The 13,540-nt window shown below is 71.0% G+C and carries 12 protein-coding genes; 5 read left to right on the top strand and 7 right to left on the bottom strand.

The window, feature by feature from the left end; genetic code table 11:
- Positions 1-183: 183 nt before the first annotated feature.
- Positions 184-1,026: a hypothetical protein gene (locus tag ACIBO8_RS34190; protein ID WP_396119566.1), complete on the top strand. Its 843-nt coding sequence runs from the start codon at positions 184-186 to the stop codon at positions 1,024-1,026.
- Here the strand turns inward: ACIBO8_RS34190 and ACIBO8_RS34185 are convergent.
- Positions 1,013-1,144, bottom strand: a complete 132-nt coding sequence (locus tag ACIBO8_RS34185) for a hypothetical protein (RefSeq protein WP_396119565.1) — start codon at positions 1,142-1,144, stop codon at positions 1,013-1,015. The two genes, ACIBO8_RS34190 and ACIBO8_RS34185, sit on opposite strands and share 14 nt — an antisense overlap.
- Before the next feature lie 175 nt (positions 1,145-1,319).
- Here ACIBO8_RS34185 and ACIBO8_RS34180 point away from each other — a divergent pair, with 175 nt between their 5' ends.
- Positions 1,320-2,447 (top strand): glycosyltransferase family 4 protein, encoded by a 1,128-nt coding sequence (locus ACIBO8_RS34180; protein ID WP_396119564.1) that lies wholly within the window; start codon positions 1,320-1,322, stop codon positions 2,445-2,447.
- Entirely contained in the window at positions 2,444-3,565 is a 1,122-nt protein-coding gene (locus tag ACIBO8_RS34175; RefSeq protein WP_396119563.1) for a glycosyltransferase, read from the top strand. The genes ACIBO8_RS34180 and ACIBO8_RS34175 overlap by 4 nt, the downstream gene beginning before the upstream one ends.
- On the opposite strand, the gene ACIBO8_RS34170 is transcribed toward ACIBO8_RS34175, so the two are convergent.
- The 5 genes from ACIBO8_RS34170 to ACIBO8_RS34150 form a co-directional block, all read right to left on the bottom strand.
- A complete protein-coding gene (locus ACIBO8_RS34170) occupies positions 3,525-4,667 on the bottom strand; it encodes a phytase (protein WP_396119562.1) in 1,143 nt (380 codons plus the stop codon). The genes ACIBO8_RS34175 and ACIBO8_RS34170 overlap by 41 nt on opposite strands.
- 64 nt (positions 4,668-4,731) lie before the next feature.
- A complete protein-coding gene (gene sthA / locus ACIBO8_RS34165; protein WP_396119561.1) occupies positions 4,732-6,135 on the bottom strand; it encodes a Si-specific NAD(P)(+) transhydrogenase in 1,404 nt (467 codons plus the stop codon).
- Between the two features lie 33 nt (positions 6,136-6,168).
- The gene (locus ACIBO8_RS34160; protein ID WP_396119560.1) at positions 6,169-6,735 is read right to left on the bottom strand and encodes a hypothetical protein; all 567 of its coding nucleotides are present in this window, start codon (positions 6,733-6,735) and stop codon (positions 6,169-6,171) included.
- Positions 6,736-6,901: 166 nt separating this feature from the next.
- The gene (locus ACIBO8_RS34155; protein ID WP_396119559.1) at positions 6,902-7,255 is read right to left on the bottom strand and encodes a hypothetical protein; all 354 of its coding nucleotides are present in this window, start codon (positions 7,253-7,255) and stop codon (positions 6,902-6,904) included.
- Positions 7,256-7,260: 5 nt separating this feature from the next.
- Positions 7,261-7,746 (bottom strand): hypothetical protein, encoded by a 486-nt coding sequence (locus ACIBO8_RS34150; protein ID WP_396119558.1) that lies wholly within the window; start codon positions 7,744-7,746, stop codon positions 7,261-7,263.
- 250 nt (positions 7,747-7,996) lie between these two features.
- On the opposite strand from ACIBO8_RS34150, the gene ACIBO8_RS34145 reads away from it, so the two are divergent.
- Both ACIBO8_RS34145 and ACIBO8_RS34140 read left to right on the top strand, forming a co-directional pair.
- Positions 7,997-8,362: a hypothetical protein gene (locus ACIBO8_RS34145; RefSeq protein ID WP_396119557.1), complete on the top strand. Its 366-nt coding sequence runs from the start codon at positions 7,997-7,999 to the stop codon at positions 8,360-8,362.
- A gap of 83 nt (positions 8,363-8,445) precedes the next feature.
- On the top strand, positions 8,446-11,901 hold the full coding sequence (locus tag ACIBO8_RS34140; protein WP_396119556.1) for a hypothetical protein: 3,456 nt from the start codon (positions 8,446-8,448) through the stop codon (positions 11,899-11,901).
- A 45-nt stretch (positions 11,902-11,946) separates the two neighbouring features.
- Here ACIBO8_RS34140 and ACIBO8_RS34135 read toward each other — a convergent pair whose 3' ends face one another.
- Positions 11,947-13,476 (bottom strand): M1 family metallopeptidase, encoded by a 1,530-nt coding sequence (locus ACIBO8_RS34135; RefSeq protein WP_396119555.1) that lies wholly within the window; start codon positions 13,474-13,476, stop codon positions 11,947-11,949.
- Positions 13,477-13,540 lie beyond the last annotated feature (64 nt).

Here is a 13,540-nt window from a genome sequence, read left to right as displayed (position 1 = left end):
TCCCGTACCACCACAAGAATGGGCCGACCCCGCCACGGGGCCGGCCCTTTTCTGTTTGTCAGTTGCGCTTCTGCGTCGCGTCCCGGATCTCCAGCGCCGGTAGCAGCTGAGCTCGGATCGGTACGGTGCCCTCTGACAGGCAGGCGTGCGCGGCGTGTAGGGAACCGAGGGGTCGGGTAATAGGTGACCATGATTGCCCGGGCGCTGAGGGCATGGGCGCTGGCCGCGGCCCTCCTCATGTCCGGATGCTCGATGACCGACGACGGTGGCCGGGACCATAACCCGGCGCACCAGCCGGGCTACGCACTCCCCGAACACCGAGGCTCGTCTCCGAGCCCCATCCCCACCTGGCCGGGATCCGGCACCGGGCTAGGACTCCCCGGTGTCGGCCAGGCCGCTCCCAGCGATCCCGACAACGTCGTGCGGGGTGGCGCCGGCTATTCGACCCAGCCGCACACGTTCCAGCTGGTCGACGGGTCGGACGTCGTACGGGTCAGCGTGGCGGATCTGGGCGGAGAGCTGTTCCACGTGGCCACCCCCGGAGACTCGAAGGTCACGCCCGCCGTGGACGCTGACGGCACCTCGGTCACCGCCCGGTTGCGTGACACCCGGCGCGACGGTCCCGCCATCGTCACGGTGGTGCTTTCCCGCGACGTCCGCTGGCAGGTACGCCTCGCCGGCGGTGCCAGCGATGAGGCCGTGGATCTGACCGGCGGGTCGAACGGCGGGGACGTTGAGCTCACCGCGGGAACCAGCAAGGCGGAACTGTCCCTACCGGCCGCTTCGGGCACCGAGAGGATCAGTGTCAGCAGCGGTGCGAGCCAGCTGCTCGTCCACCTCGCCGGATCGGCTCCCGTCCGCGTTGCGATACGGGACGGGGCCGGGGACGTCACGATCGACGGGCAGACTCACGCCGGTGTCGCTGCGGGCACGGTGTTCAGCCCACCCACCTGGGACGCTGCCAAGGACCGCTTCGACCTCGACGCGTCCTCCGGCGTCTCCGAGCTCACCGTCAGCCGAAACTGACCCGCCGAAACACACAGCGCCGGCCGGCGAAGTGGCTTACCGTCAGCCGCAGCCGCAGCCGCAGCCGCAGCCGCAGCCGCAGCCGCAGCCGCAGCCGCAGCCGCAGCCGATCGCCCAAGGACGTCGGATGCGGGAGCGCTGCCGGCAACCACGTGCCGTCGGCTCTCGGTCGACACAACGGCTTGCGGACGAGAGGCGTCCAACGGGCGAACAGCGGTCTTGTCGCCGATCGTTCCCCTTCCGGCCACGGGGCCGTTCTGCGGCGGACCGGGACCGCCGATCATCGTGACCCCATGCGAATCGCGCTCGTCACGGAGTCCTTTCTGCCGGACGTCAACGGTGTCGCCCATTCGGTCGTACGCGCGGCCGAGCATCTCGTGAACCGCGGTCATGAGCCGATGGTCATCGCTCCGCAGCCGCCGCCGGGGGTTCGGGGTGCGGTCGGGTCGCTGCCGTACCCGGTGGTGCGGATTCCTTCTCTGCCGATGCCCGGGTATCCGCAGATCCGGCTGGGGTTGCCGACGCCCGCGTTGACTGCTGCGTTGCGTACGCACGGGACGGAGGTGGTGCATCTGGCCAGCCCGTTCGTGCTCGGGGCGTGGGGTGCGGCCGCCGCCAAGGCGCTTCGGTTGCCGTGCGTCGCGGTTTACCAGACCGATGTTGCGGCGTACGCGCGGGCGTACCGGGTGGGGATGACGGAGCCGGCGGCGTGGCGCTGGATCCGGACCGTCCACAATGCCGCCGCGCGGACGTTGGCGCCCTCGACCGAGTCGGTTGCGGCGCTCACCACGCACGGGGTGCGGCGGGTGCACCTGTGGCGGCGCGGGGTGGATGATGTGCGGTTCCATCCGCGGCGGCGTAGTGGCGGTATTCGGCGGGCGCTTGCTCCGCGCGGCGAGGTGCTGGCCGGGTTCGTCGGGCGGCTCGCCGTCGAGAAGCAGGTGGAGTTGCTTGCCGGGGTGAGCCGGCTGCCAGGCGTACGGCTGGTGGTGGTGGGTGACGGGCCGGCGGCGGGGATGCTGCGGCGGGCGCTGCCGGAGGCGGTGTTTCTCGGGGCGCGGCACGGCGATCAGCTCGCCCGGATCTACGCGAGCCTCGACGTGTTCGTGCACACCGGGCCGTACGAGACGTTCGGGCAGGCGGTGCAGGAGGCGATGGCGAGTGGGCTGCCGGTCGTCGCGCCCGCTGCCGGGGGGCCGCGGGACCTGGTGCAGGACGGGCGTACGGGTCACCTCGTGCCGCCGTACCGATCGGAGGGATTCACCGACGCGGTGGCCGGGCTGGCCGCGGATCCGGACCGGCGGGCGCTCTTCGGCGCGGCCGGCCGGGTGGCGATCGAGGGCCGCAGCTGGGCGGCCGTCGGCGACGAGCTCATCGGGCACTACGAGGCGGCACTGGCCGGATCGCTGGTCACGGCATGAGGATCGTGCGGCTCGCCAACTTCGTGACGGCGAGCTCCGGTGGCCTGCGGACGGCGCTGCGAGAGCTGGGCATCGGGTACGAGCGCGCCGGGCACGAGGCCGTGCTGATTCATCCAGGCGAGCGGTACACCGAGAAGGTCACCGAGCAGGGGCTGGTGATCACCGTGCCGGGGCCCGAGGTGCCGCGGATGGGCGGCTATCGGGTGCTGCTCGACCGGCGCCGGCTCGTCGACATCCTGCGGGGGCTTCGTCCCGACCACCTCGAGGTGTCGGACCGTACGACGCTGCGCTGGGTGGGGCGGTGGGCGCGGCGGTTCGGCGTACCGTCCATCATGGTTTCGCACGAGAGCCTCGACGGGCTGTGGCGTCTTTTCGGCGGCGGCAACGCCCGCTGGGTCGCGGATCGGCTCAATGCGCGCACCGCCGAGGACTTTGACCGGATCGTCGCTACGACCGGCTGGGCGGCTGCCGAGTTCGAGCGGATCGGGGTACGGGACGTGGTCCGCGTACCGTTGGGGGTCGATCTCGAGGTGTTCAGCCCGGAGCGGCATGATCCGTGGCTGCGGCGCCGATGGGCCGCGCCGGGCGACGCGCTGCTGGTGCATTGCGGGCGGCTGTCACCGGAGAAGCGGCCGGCTCTTTCGCTCGACGCCCTGGCGGCTGTGCGGTCCAACGGCGTGCCCGCGGTGCTGGCGGTCGCGGGTAGTGGGCCGTTGCGGCAGGCGTTGCAGGCCGAGGCCGCCGGGCGGGGCCTGCCGGTGCGGTTCCTCGGGCACTTGCGGGAGCGTGAGGAGCTCGCGGCGCTGCTGGCCACTGCCGACGTCGTGCTGGCCCCTGGCCCGGTGGAGACGTTCGGGCTGGCTGCATTGGAGGCGCTGGCTTCGGGTACGCCCGTGGTCGCGAACGCCGCCAGCGCCCTGCCCGAGGTGCTCGGCGGCGCCGGCCTGTCCGCCCACGACGGGCCGTCGCTCGGTCTCGCGGCACGGATCCTGCTGGAGCGCCCGGGCCGTCGAACGGTGGCCCGGGCGCGTGCCCAGCGGTTCCCCTGGTCCGCCTCGGTGGACGGGTTCCTCGCCGCTATGGGCGCAGACCGAGCCGGCGCCAGTCGACGTACTTGAAGTTCGTGCTGACCCGGCCCTCGTCCGGGGTGTTCTCGCCGTCGTGCACGACGAGCAGACCGCGTGGATAGCCGGGCAGCGCGGCGGAGGTCGCGGCGGAGCCGTCGGAGTGCTGGACGCCGTCGATGCGCGGGCCGTCGGTCACGGCGAAGCTCGTGATCGGCGCGTTGGTGCGGCGGTCGTACACGAAGAAGCGGCTGTCGCCCTGGCTCGATACAAGCAGGTAGTCCTCGTAGATGGTGGCGCCCTCGACGTCCGCGTGGATGCGGCCGCCCTGGCCCGGGCCGGTGAGCGTGCAGTCCGCGTCGTACGGCGCACCGAACTCCGCGACGTACTCGACGACGTGCTTCTTCTTGGTGCGCAGGTCGATGCGCCACAGGCCGACGTCCTCCTGGGCGGCGTAGAGCACCCGGGCCTTCGCGTCGACGACCATGCCCTCCACCTGCGGATCCTCGCCCGGGTCACCGCACGGCGTCCAGCTGCTGCCGTCCTTGAGCGTGAACGTGCGGGGCAGGTCCAGGGTCTCGCGGCGGACGTACGAGACCTGGCCGCCGTGGTCGCGGATCTCGAAGAAGCCGAGGCGGGTGGTGTGGCGACGGCTGACGACGGCGAGGTTCCCGTACGTGGCCAGGCCGTAGCCGGTGGCCTGCCCCTCGACCTCTTCCTCGTCCTTCGAGAAGAGCAGCGGCGGGTGGGCGACGGTCACGTCGGTGAGTCGCAGGGTGCGCGGGTTGATGCGGAAGAACCGCAGCTGGTCCCGGCCGCGATCGGTGAGGACGACCAGGTTGCCGCGGGTGATGTCCACGTTGTTGAAGCGGCCGCCGTCACCCGCGGGGATCGACTGCAGCTCCCGCCCGGCGAGGTCGTAGACGCGCAGGCCGCCGTTCTTGGCGGTGCCGACGATCAGGCTCCGGCCGCGGTCGCCGGGATGCACCCAGATCGCCGGGTCGTCGGCGTCGGCGTCGCCGCCGGCCTCGTCGTCGAAGAGCGCGGGGGTCTCGGCGCTGGCCGTGACCGGGCGGTCCGGGTGGCCGCCGGCGTGGGCGGGGCTGCCGGCGACCAGGAGCGCACCGGCGATCGTGAAAGCGAGAGTACGACGCATCCCACGGACGTTTCTGGATCGTGGTGACCGGCGGGTGAACTGGCGGTTGCCGGGTTCGGGCCGGTCAGCCGTCGATCCGGGAGATGTTGCGGATCTTGTTGGCGGCGTCGAGCGCCGCGACCTTGTATGCCTCCGCCAGCGTCGGGTAGTTGAAGACCGCGTCGATGAGGTAGTCGATCGTGCCACCGCAGCCCATCACCGCCTGTCCGATGTGCACGATCTCCGTCGCGCCGGTGCCGAAGACGTGGACGCCGAGGAGCCTGCCGTCGCCCGGGGAGACGAGGAGCTTGAGCATTCCGTACGAGTCACCGACGATCTGGCCCCGGGCGAGCTCCCGGTAGCGGGCGATGCCTACCTCGAACGGCGTCGCGTCGTCCGTCAGCTGCTCCTCCGTCGCACCCACGAAACTGATCTCGGGGATCGTGTAGATGCCGATGGGCTGTAGCTGGTGCATGTCCCGGGCCGGTTCGCCGCAGGCGTGGTGCGCCGCCAGCCGGCCCTGCTCCATCGACGTCGACGCCAGCGCCGGGAAGCCGATGACGTCGCCGACCGCGTAGATGTGCTCCACCGCCGTACGGAAATTGCTGTCGACCTCGATGCGACCGCGACGGTCCGCAGAAAGCCCGGCCGCGTCCAGGGCCAGGTCGTCGGTCTGCCCTTGCCGCCCGGCGGAATACATGACCGTGTCCGCGACGATCTTCTTGCCGCTCTTGAGGATGCAGAGCGCGGCGGTCTGGTGCCGCTCGACCGCCGCGACCTCCTCACCGAAGCGGAACGTCACCGACAAATCCCGCAGGTGGTACTTGAGCGACTCGACGATCTCCTCGTCGCAGAAGTCGAGCATCTTGTCGCGGCGCTCGACGACCGTCACTTTGGTGCCCAGCGCGGCGAAGAGCGACGCGTACTCCATGCCGATCACGCCGGCGCCGACCACGACCATGCTCCGCGGTACGGCCTCGAGGTTGATCACGCCGTCCGAGTCGACGATCGTCCGGTCGTCGAAGTCCACGCTGTCCGGCCGCGCGGGACGCGTACCCGCGGCAATAATGATCTTGTCGGCGGTGACCTTGCTCTCCCGGCCGTCGCCGCCGTCCACCCAGATCGAGTGCGCGTCCGCGAACCGCCCGGTTCCGGTGATCATGACGACCCGGTTTCGCGCCAGCTGGTTGCGGATGACGTCGGTCTGCCGGCTGATCACATGCTGGGTGCGGGCGGCCAGGTCGGAGACGGTGATGTCCTCCTTGACCCGGTAACTGCTGCCGTACAGGTCACGCTGACTCAGGCCGGTCAGGTAGAGCACCGCCTCGCGCAGCGTCTTGGACGGGACCGTGCCGGTGTTGATGCACACCCCGCCGATCATGTCGCGCCGGTCGACGATCGCCACCCGCTTGCCGAGCTTCGCCGCGGCGATGGCCGCCTTCTGCCCACTGGGCCCCGAGCCCAGGACCACCAGGTCGTAGTCGCTCACCAGGCCAGCCTGGCAGCCCGGGCACGGTCCGCGCTACGGCTTCTCGCACAAAGCCTTGATCGGCATGTCCAGGTTCGGCATGGGACCGGGAGGCCACGGCGAGCCGTACAGCTCCGCGGACATCACCACGGTCATCCACGGCACCCAGGGCCCCCGCAGCATCATCGGCTGGGCGCCCTGGAAGTACAGGTTGACCGACCAGTCGAGCGGGTTCGGCTGGATCAGGATCAGCGTACGGAAGTCGTACGCCTGAGCCCGTTCCGCGCCCCGCAGTACCAGACGCTGACTGGTGAGCGTCACCGACTGCCGTCCCTCGTTACGCCACCCGCAGCGCGCCGCGGTGCTGCTGGCGGTGAAGAAGAAGCCGCCACTGGCGAAGATACCGCTGGAGTAGTCCACGTCGGTCGAGAAGTACGACATCGCGTTGACGGGAAATGCGCCGTACTGCTTCTCCCCGGCGCTCAGCGCGATGGTCGGAGTCACCGGAGCGGGATGGCCGCCGCGCTGGACGAAGCGAGCAAGCAGCGACATCGACCGCCACCCGGCGTCGGTCTGGTCCTTCGTGAAGTCCCACGTCTTCGGAGACGAATTGCTTGTCACGTGACCGAGCGTGACACGCTCGGTTACGCGCCACCACTGCTTTCGCCCACCCGTGCGGCGAATTGCCCGGAGCGTGGAGCGGTGCTGCCCGAACGTCCCGGGTCGACCCCCCAACGAAGACACCCGGAAGATGGAAAATGCAGCGCCGAAAGATAGGACAATTCAGCTAGCGCGCCGCCGCGAGCACCTCGCGGATCATGTCCGCCAGCTCGCGAAGAAATGCGGCGGCGCCCGCATCGGACGGATCATCGAGCACCCAGTTGGCGTCCCACCCGATGAGCCGAGCGAGCGTGCCATCGGGCAGGGGCTCGGCCAGTACCGATTCGACGGCGGCAAGCTCTTGGTCAAGCCCCCGGGTGCTGACCTGGGCCACCTGCTGCAGACCCGAACGAATTTCTTCCATGTCGTCGGCGTCGGTCACATGACCGCGGAGGAAGTCGCGCACGGTCTCCAGCGGCGACCGTGCGGCGAGCGCCTCCGCCCGCGCGCGAAGAGGTTCGGGGAGGCGAGGCGTCTCCATGGGCCCTAGAGTAGTCCCGCAGGATAGGCCGTCACGATGAACGGCTCGGGCGGATCCGAGCCCGGAACGATCTGGATCCGGACCACTACAAGACTCGTCGCCGTGTATTGCGCGTCTCGCGGACCGGAGCCGAACATCCCGTTGTTGTAATAGCCCTCGCCGATGCGGTGCCCTGCGTCGAACCCGCCGCTGTGCCTGCCGCGGAGCGCCAGGTCGCTGCGGATCGTTTCCCAGTTCTGCCTGACGTAGTCATTCACCGTGCGGTTCATGGTGGAGGCGTCCGTCCAGCGATAGGACCAGTTCTCCGGTCGGCCCCAAGGCGGATCGCCGTAGATGCGGCCCTCAACCGTGCGGGTGCTCGGATCCCGCGGCAACGGAACGCCCGGTCCATGCCGCTCGTCGGTGTGGGCGCCATGGCCGCTGTTCGCGGCGTCGTTGGCGGCGATGTTGAACTCGGGAGGTTCGGCTCCGAGCTGGTCGTACCGTTCCATGATCTGGTTCGGTTCGACGTCGTCGCCTCGGCAACGGTTCCGGCCGAACGCGGTCGCGGCGCCGAGACGCCGTCGTCGCGGCGGATCGGTGGCGTTCCTCCGTCGTCGGCTCCGCCGCTGTGGGGCGCCCTCGGCCGTCCGGTCACGCTCCGGTCCGGTCAGCAGCCCTGCCCACAGCAGCCGACGCCAGCAAAGTGGAGGGGCACTTGTTGTCCGATGGGCGGCGGGCGGGCGCTGTCATGATGGAGGCATGGGGCGGGTGCTCAGAGTCACCATCGCGGGCTTGTTCCTTGTCGGTGGGCTGGTGGGTTGCGTGGTGCTGCTCAGCGGTCAGGGCCTCGACCGGGCGGAGAAGTGGACCTCGCTCGTGGGCGTCTTCCTCTCCGTGGCCATCGGTCTCATTGGACTCGTCACGCCCAGGCGCGCGGCCGCGGATTCGGGACGGGTGGTTTCGCGTACGGGAAATGCGACGGCCGTGGGCTCCGGAAGCCTCGCCAATACCGGCTTGATCGGCGACGGCTCCGCCGGGGGCTCGGTGCGGGACACCGGGGATGCCGAGGCCCGTGGAGGGGGGACCGCGAACACCGGCGACGATCGTCGCGGGCGCCGGGCTTGAGCCGGGGTGGGTTGTTCGGCTGGTGGCCGCGCGCGACCGGGGATGCGACCGCTCACGGGGGCGGTGTTGCGGTTACCGGCACCGTGCACGAGCTCAATATCGGCACCGAACCGCCGGCCTGTTCCGGGTATCCCGATCGGGTACGCGAGATCGCGCCCAGCGAGCTTCGCGGGCGTACGGCCGAGCTTGCCGAGATGGACGAGTTCTGTACGGCGCCGGAGGTGGATGTTCCCTTTCTGTGGTGGCGGGGGCCGGCCTGGGCCGGTAAGTCGGCGCTCATGTCCTGGTTCGTGCTGCATCCGCCGCCGGGCGTACGGATCGTGTCGTTCTTCGTCACCGCGCGGTATGCCTCGCAGAATGACCGGGCGTCCTTCGTGGACGTCGTCGCCGAGCAGCTCGCCGAGATATTGGGGCGGCCCACCCCTCGCTTCGCCAGTGCGGCGACCCGGGAATCGTCGCTGCTGACCCTTGTTCGTCAGGCCGCGGCCTCTTGCCGGAAGCGTCACGAACGGCTCATTCTCCTCGTCGACGGGCTCGACGAGGATCGGGGCGTCGTCACCGGGCCGGAAGCACGGAGCATCGCGGCGCTGCTGCCCACGCGACCGGACGACGGGATGCGGATCCTGCTGTCGGGGCGTCCGGATCCGCCTATTCCTGCCGATGTTCCGGACTGGCATCCGGTGCGGGATCCCGCCATCGTGCGTTCCCTCAGGGCTTCGCCGTTCGCCCAGGTCGTACGGCATGACGCGGAGCGGGAACTGGACCGGCTGCTGGAGGGCACCTCCGCCGAGAAGGATCTGCTCGGCGTGCTGACCGCGGCCGGAGGCGGGCTTTCCGGCGCCGATCTCGCCGCGCTCACCGGTTCGTCGCTGCGACAGGTCGAGAAGCAGTTGTGCACGGTTTCCGGGCGTACGTTCAGCGGGCGGGCCGGGCAGTGGCGCTCCGAAACGCCGGTCTACGTCCTGGCACACGAGGAATTGCAGGTACGGGCGGCGGCCGAGCTCGCCGATGAACTGCCCGAGATCCGGCGCCGGCTGCACGAATGGGCCGAGGGCTATCGCCGGGAACGCTGGCCGTCCGACACTCCGGAATATCTGCTCCGGGACTACTTCCGGCTGCTGGACGTGACCGGGGACGTCGCCGCGATGCTCGTGCTGGCGACCGACCCGGACCGCCACGCGAGAATGCTGGACATCACCGGTGGTGATTCCGCCGCGCTCAACGAGATCGCCACCGTCGGCGAGCGTATTCGCCGTGCCGGTCGGCCGGACCTGGTGGCGCTCGGCCGGCTGGCGGTGCACCGGCGGGTGCTCACCATGCGCAACGAGAACATGCCGGTTGGGCTGCCGAAGGTGTGGGCCCGGCTCGGCTTCGTCGAACGCGCCGAGGCCCTGGCCCGCTGCCTGCCGGACGTCGAACAGCAGGCCGTGGCCATGGCGGAGGTCGCCGCGGCGGTGTCGGTCAGCCAGCCGGACCGGATGCGTGGCGTGGCCCGGCGGGGCGAGGCGCTCGCCCGCTCCCTCACCAACGAGGACGTACGCGAGAGAGTGCTCGTCGACCTCGCCGTGGGCACGGCCGCGTCGGACGTCGAAACGGCCGTCAGCACCGCGCAGTCGATCCAGGACGCTTCTCGCCGTATCGAGGCACTGACGGGCATCGCCACCGCGGTCGCACACACCGACCGGGAGCGGGCGCTGGTGGTGGCGCGGTCCGTCACCGACTCACGGCATCGCGCCATCGCGCTGGCCGGCGTGATGGGCGTGATCGCCGGCGACGATCCGGACGAGGCGGTGCGGCTGGCCGAAGCCGTCAACGACCCGCTGGGACGGGCCGAGGCCCTGGGGCGCATCGCCGTTGCGCTCGCACCGACGGATCCGGACCGGGCGGAGGAGCTGGTGCGGTCGATCGGCGATCCGTTGCTGCGTAACGATGCCGTGCGCGCGCTCGCCGTGGCGATCGCCCCGCGCGTTCCTCGCCGGGCGGAGATGCTGGCGCGCTCGACCACCGGGGCGGAGGAACGCAGTGAGGCGCTCGCCCGGGTCGCCGTCGCGATGGCCACCACCGACCATTCGCGGGCGACGACCATCGCACGGTCGATCCCGCATCCGCGCTGGCGCGCGGAGGGCATGGCCGCGTTGTCCGTCGTCAGTGAGCGCCGGCCTGCGATCGCGACCGAGTCGGCGGACGTCGACAACGCGCCGGGGACGCGGGAACCGCGGCGTCATGTCGAGGCCCTGACCGCGGCGGCCGCGGCGCTGGTTCCGGTCGATCCCGGCAGCGCTCGGATCCTCGCCGGCGCCGCCGAGGATCTGGCCCGCTCGCTCACCGAGGCGGACCGGCAGGAGCAGCTGCTGTCCGACATCGCCGTCGCGGTGGCCCCCGGCGATCCGGCGCAGGCCGAGGTGCTGGCCCGGGCGATCGTCGGCCGCCGCCGACGTGCGGAAACTCTTATCGGCCTGGCGAAGGCGGCGGCGACCACGGATCCGGCGTACGCGGAGGCGCTCGCGTGCTCGGTCGACTACTTCTGGAAGATAGAAGCGCTGACTGCGGTGGCCGCGGTCGACCTGACGAGCAGCCGTACGCTGGCCGACCGTGCCGTGGCGCTCGCATCCACGATGGGCGGCGTCTTCGCGCAGGCCGAGGCGACCGCCAGGATCGCAGTGGCGATCGCCGCCGCCGACCCGGACCGCGCGGAGGCGTTGGCCCGGTCCGTCACCAATTCCCAGTGGGCACCGGAGGCGCTGGCCGGAACCGCCGCCGTGATCGCGGCCCACGACGCGGACCGGGCGGCAGACCTGGTACGCGCGATCCGCAACCCGCACCGCCGAGCCGAGGCGCTGGCCGACGTCGCGGCCATCGTCGCCGACCGGGACGCCGACCGCGGTGAGGCGCTCGCACTGTCGATCCCGTATCCGTATGTCCGGGCGATGGCCGTGGCCAAGGTGGCCGTCGCCATCGCGCGGCAGGATCCCGCCCGTGGTGAACGGCTGATCCTGCTGGTCAGCGACAGGCGGCACCGGGCCGGGGAGCTCGCCGCACTGGAAGCCGTCGATCGCCGCCGCGCGGAGCGGCTGCGGCCCGCGCTGATCCCCGCCAACCGGCGAGCGGACGTGCTGAGCCGGCTCGCGGTGGCGGTCGCGGCGACCGATCCGGCCCGGGCGGAGGCGCTCATCGCCTCGATCGACGACCCGCAACGGTCCGTCGAGGCGCGAGCCGGAATCGTCGCCACGATCGCCGGCTCGCATCCGGAACGGGCCGAGGCGGTGGCACGTTCGATCGCCGACCCGCTGCAGCAGGCGAGCGCGCTGGCCGTCGTCGCGTCTGCCATCCGGTCGACGCCCCGGGCCCGGGTCCTCCTCGGGGAGGCGCTGCACACGGGCGACCTCGGCGTCCTGAGCCCGATCATGGCGCAGCTGGAGCCGGCGGCCGCCGCGGCGGTGGCGGCCGAGATCGGCACGGTCGTCGACCATCAGAGCAGGACGGCAGCGCTGACCGCGACGGCCCTTGCCACCGATCTCACCGAGTCGGTGGAGTCGTAGGCGCCCGTTCCGGGCCGGCGGCACCGGCCCGGAACGGGCGCACGATCAGCGACCTGCCAGGGCCCGAGGTGCTGCCGAGGCCGTTGCGGGGGTCACCTTCCAGTCCGGGTGACCGGGCATGGGGGGTGTCGTGGTGCCGTAGAGCCAGTCGGTCAGGAACGCGTGCAGGTCCTGACCGGACACCCGCGAGGCGAGCCGGATGAAGTCGGCGGACGACGGCGACTTGCCGCGGTACTTGCTCACCCAGGCCCGCTCGAGCAGCTGGAACTTCGTGGCGCCGATCTTCTGCCGCAGGGCGTACAGGGCGAGTGCGCCGCCGTCGTAGACGTTCGGGTTGAACACGTCCCAGACGGAGGCGGAACCGGCGGGGCGGGCGACCGGGCCGTACTTCTGGCGGTACTGGTCACCGCGCGCGTACACGCGCTTGTAGTAGTCGTCCAGGGTCGCCGAGCCCGTGTACTGCTTGAGGACGCCGGTCTCGTCGGCGTAGAGCATCTCGTACCAGGTCGCGTGGCCCTCGTTCTGCCACACGTCGCTCCACGACCAGGGCGCCACGCTGTCGCCGAACCACTGGTGCGCCAGCTCGTGGTTCATGACCGGGTCGAGCACGAACTTGGGTGCGGCGAAGAGGCCGGTGTCGTACAGCGACAGCGACTGGGTCTCCAGGGCGAAGCCGAGGTCGGCGTCGATGACCAGCGAACCGTAGTTCTCGAACGGATACCGGCCGACCTTGCTCTCCATCCACTTCACCTGGGACCGCTCGACGTCGGCCTTGGGGAGCAGGGTGTCGGCGAGCCGGCGCGGCACGACGTCGCGGATGGGCACGCGGCCCACGGCGGGCCGCTCGTGCACGACGAAGTCGCCGACCGCGGCCTGGATGAGCTCGCTGGCCATCGGCCTGGACTCGCGGTAGACCGAGGTCACGAAGCCCCCGTTGCGGCGATCGCCCAGGTGGCGGCCGTTGGCGACGGCCGTCCAGCCCACCGGGGCGGTCAGCGAGATCGTGTACGTCGCGAGGTCACGCGGGTGGTCGTTGCTGGGGAAGAACTGGTGCGACTGGTCGGGCTGGCCCGCCATGATCGTGCCGTCCGGGGTGGTCACGAAGCCGGCCGGGGAATCGGCGTTCGCCTCGATGGGCTTCGCGGTGAACCCGTTGACGGTGACCCAGAACCGCTTGCCCTTGGCGAGGTAGTGCCGCGGCGTGATCACCAGCTCGTCGCCGGAGCGGGAGAAGGTGGCGGAACGGCCGTTCACCCGGACCGAACCGACCGATTTCCCGCCGAAGTCCAGGTCGAACCGGGACAGGTTCTGCGTTGCGACGGCGGTGATCGTGACGTCACCGGTGACGGTCTGCTTGGGGTCCTTCTTCGGGTAGCGGACGCGCAGGGCGTAGTCCTGCACGTCGTATCCGCCGTTGCCGAGCAGCGGGTAGAGCCGGTCGCCGAGGCCGGCGGACCCGGGCGTCGGAGCGGCGCCGCCGGCGTAGGCGGGCGCAACGGTGCCCACGGCACCGACCATGAAAGCGGCGGTGCTCGCAACGAGCACGGAAAGACGGCTGCCTATGGAGGTTCTCATGGTCGTCGACGTTACGCCGGGCGGACCGCTGGTGGGGGTCGATATCCACAGGCGACGGGCCGTG

It is taken from the genome of Actinoplanes sp. NPDC049681, assembly GCF_044465265.1.
GTDB lineage: Bacteria > Actinomycetota > Actinomycetes > Mycobacteriales > Micromonosporaceae > Actinoplanes.
This window is presented reverse-complemented; position numbering and strand designations above follow the sequence as displayed.

What these genes read in the sequence shown, in the direction of transcription:
- ACIBO8_RS34180 (WP_396119564.1), top strand. Translation starts at nt 1,320, where the DNA reads ATGCGAATCGCGCTCGTCACGGAGTCCTTTCTGCCGGACGTCAACGGT.
- ACIBO8_RS34175 (WP_396119563.1), top strand. Translation starts at nt 2,444, where the DNA reads ATGAGGATCGTGCGGCTCGCCAACTTCGTGACGGCGAGCTCCGGTGGC.
- ACIBO8_RS34170 (WP_396119562.1), bottom strand. Translation starts at nt 4,667, where the DNA reads ATGCGTCGTACTCTCGCTTTCACGATCGCCGGTGCGCTCCTGGTCGCC.
- ACIBO8_RS34155 (WP_396119559.1), bottom strand. Translation starts at nt 7,255, where the DNA reads ATGGAGACGCCTCGCCTCCCCGAACCTCTTCGCGCGCGGGCGGAGGCG.
- ACIBO8_RS34150 (WP_396119558.1), bottom strand. Translation starts at nt 7,746, where the DNA reads ATGGAACGGTACGACCAGCTCGGAGCCGAACCTCCCGAGTTCAACATC.
- ACIBO8_RS34145 (WP_396119557.1), top strand. Translation starts at nt 7,997, where the DNA reads ATGGGGCGGGTGCTCAGAGTCACCATCGCGGGCTTGTTCCTTGTCGGT.
- ACIBO8_RS34135 (WP_396119555.1), bottom strand. Translation starts at nt 13,476, where the DNA reads ATGAGAACCTCCATAGGCAGCCGTCTTTCCGTGCTCGTTGCGAGCACC.